The sequence below is a fragment of the Microcystis sp. M179S2 genome, assembly GCF_020245805.1.
Lineage (GTDB): Bacteria > Cyanobacteriota > Cyanobacteriia > Cyanobacteriales > Microcystaceae > Microcystis > Microcystis aeruginosa.
In genome coordinates this window covers 1-2725 of the sequence record NZ_JADBUE010000090.1, presented here as the reverse complement: position 1 = coordinate 2725, position 2725 = coordinate 1, and the positions used below count along the sequence as shown (strand labels likewise).

General features: G+C 42.5%; 2 protein-coding genes. Both read right to left on the bottom strand.

Going from position 1 to position 2725, the window contains the following annotated elements:
• Positions 1–1760 (bottom strand): tetratricopeptide repeat protein (locus IM500_RS05370; RefSeq protein WP_287737903.1); only part of this gene is annotated, 1760 nt, incomplete at its 3' end.
• Between the two features lie 162 nt (positions 1761–1922).
• Entirely contained in the window at positions 1923–2327 is a 405-nt protein-coding gene (locus IM500_RS05365; RefSeq protein ID WP_043998810.1) for a hypothetical protein, read from the bottom strand.
• Between the last annotated feature and the right edge of the window lie 398 nt (positions 2328–2725).

Genomic DNA, 2725 nt, shown 5'->3' with positions numbered 1-2725 from the left:
TAAAACTCGATCGCTTTTTGGTATTCTCCTAGGGAATAGTAAACATTGCCTAAACCCATGTAGGATTTCGCTTCACCCCCCCGATCACCGATTTCCCGTTCGATTGCTAAAGACTGTTGATGAAACTCGATCGCTTTTTCGTATTCTCCTAGGGAATCGTAAACATTGCCTAAATTATTGTAGGATTTCGCTTCACCCCCCCGATCACCGATTTCCCGTTTGATTGCTAAGGATTGTTGATAAAACTCGATCGCTTTTTGGTATTCTCCTAGGGAACCGTAAACATTGCCTAAATTATTGTAGGAATTCGCTTCACCCCCCCGATCACCGATTTCCCGAAAGATTGCTAAGGACTGTTGATGAAACTCGATCGCTTTTTGGTATTCTCCTAGGGAATTGTAAACATTGCCTAAACCCATGTAGGAATTCGCTTCACCCCCCCGATCACCGATTTCCCGAAAGATTGCTAAGGACTGTTGATGAAACTCGATCGCTTTTTGGTATTCTCCTAGGGATTTGTAAACATTGCCTAAACTGGTGAGGGATGCGAAATATTTCCGGTTGGTTTGCTCCTCCTGTTGTTGGTAAACAGTGACTAATTCAAGGTAATAATCCGCTAGGGTTTGATAATACCCCCGTCGGGTGAGAAAATTCTCGATAGCACGGAGAATATCAAAAGCATTGTCGTACTCGGTTAACTGATAGCAATGATAGAAAATTTCTAGGTAAGGTTGCACATCGTTGAGGATTTCCCAGGAGTCGGGTTGAGCAATAGAAAGATAATAGGCGATCGCTTTTTGGTGTAATTCCCTTTGATCGCCGGCTTTGTATTGTGCATATTCCCAAACTAAAGGCTGAAAACTAAAAATTCGCTGGCGATTTTCCTCTTTTTCTTCTAATAATGATCGTCGCTGTAATTCTCGCAGATCTGCCGTGATCTCGGATAGTGCGATCTCCGGGTAATTATCCATCACCGCTTTGGCTGCCGGAGAATCAAATTCTCGGCGATAAATGCTGGTTTTAGTGAATAATTCCTGCTGTCTTTGGCTAAGTCGCTGAAAACTAGCATCTAAAACTAAAGCAATTCCCACTGTCTCTTGACGATGGCTCCCCACCACCTGCGGATCGCTCAAAAGTTGCGATAAATTTCCTAATCCTAAATCCGCTAACCTTTCTAAACTGGGGTTTTGCGGAAATTCTGCTAAGATTAAATCCGCCACCAATCGCAGGAGTAATGGATGACCATCCACCCGTCGAGAAAAGTTCTCTAGATCCCCTGTTATTTGCGATTCTGCTAACAATTGCGCCCCTTCAGGTGGTTTCAAACCTTTTAGCTCAATCCAACGGTTAAAACCCCTAGTTTTTGGCTTTTCTCTGGTGGTGACTATAATTTTGCTGGTGTCACCTTTTTCTATCCAAGCAGTGAAAAACTGCTGATAAAATTCATTATTCCAAGAACCATCTTCCCCTAATAAACTCTCTAGATTATCGATAATAATTAGGTGGCGATGGCGTTGCAATTGTCTGATTAAAGCTTCCTGTAAATCTATTTCTTTTTCGGGGACAGGATAACCAAAGTCCGTCAGGAATTGGCGAGCTAAACCACTAAATCCGCCCAGATTTCCCGCTTCCCACCAAAAGCGTTTTGGGAATAAATCTTCATCGTCCCCTAGGGAAGGATCGAGGGTAATTTTCTCCTCAAAAATTTTGCTGGCTAGGGTAGATTTTCCAATTCCTCCAACTCCTTTGATGCCAATCATCGCAACATTTTGATCAGTAAACCACTGCTTAATTTGGGTGATTTCCTCCTCCCTTCCCTGCCAATGGACGAGACTTTTTCGAGCATCTCCTCCCCTGAAAATACTCCTTTGACTACTGCGATTATTTTCTATTGCGTCTGCTGTTGCGTGCAGATCCGCCAGTCATTCAGGAGGGATTCCTAGATTTAAATCACCCTTAACTTCTTGAATGTTCAATTGTTGTTTAATATCTTTGTTTATTTGTGTACCAATTTGAGTTTTCGTTTCTGTTTGATTCTGATTAATTGTCATAATTTGTTGTGCTAGGATTTGGATTTCTTGGGCAAAATTGGGGTCTTTGAGCATTTCTACCTGTAAAAAAGGAACCACTTGCTGTTCAATCATTGCCTCGGATTTAGTTTGTTCGGCTGCCGCTAAAACCTTGGCTGCGGTGGGTTCCTTTTGTAACTTTTGCTTAATTTTTTGCCACAATTCTACACCTTTATCCATTGCTCCTTCCGTTAATTTACCGATAACAGCTTCAAAGGCGATTTTAGCGATTTCGGCGGCGGCTAATTCTGCTAACATAATCATCAATCGGGGGAATTTTTCGCCATTCTAGCACAACGGCAACAGCAGTTGTGGACGGTTTAAATGTTTGGTTGACTGTTCAAAAAGTAAAAAACAAAACTCTGATATCGTTGCCACAACAGGATTGAGATTAGAGCGAAGCGGACGCGCTGGTAAGCTAAGACATATTTAGGGTTTGCGGCAAAAAGTACGGGCGAAGCATTCGGATAGAAAATCTCCGGTTTCACCGATAGGTTATTGCCCGAATGCTTCGCCCCTACAGAACGCGGGCCGATGAAGACGCAAAAATCTTGCACCTGTTTCGCTCGTAAAGCCACAAAACCCCTACCTTGACTACATTTCACATTTATTCAGCAAACCCTATTTAAACTGCTTATTCTTAGATTAGCCGAATC

Coding starts and splice junctions, on each gene's coding strand:
- IM500_RS05365 (WP_043998810.1), bottom strand. CDS start 2,327: ATGTTAGCAGAATTAGCCGCCGCCGAAATCGCTAAAATCGCCTTTGAA.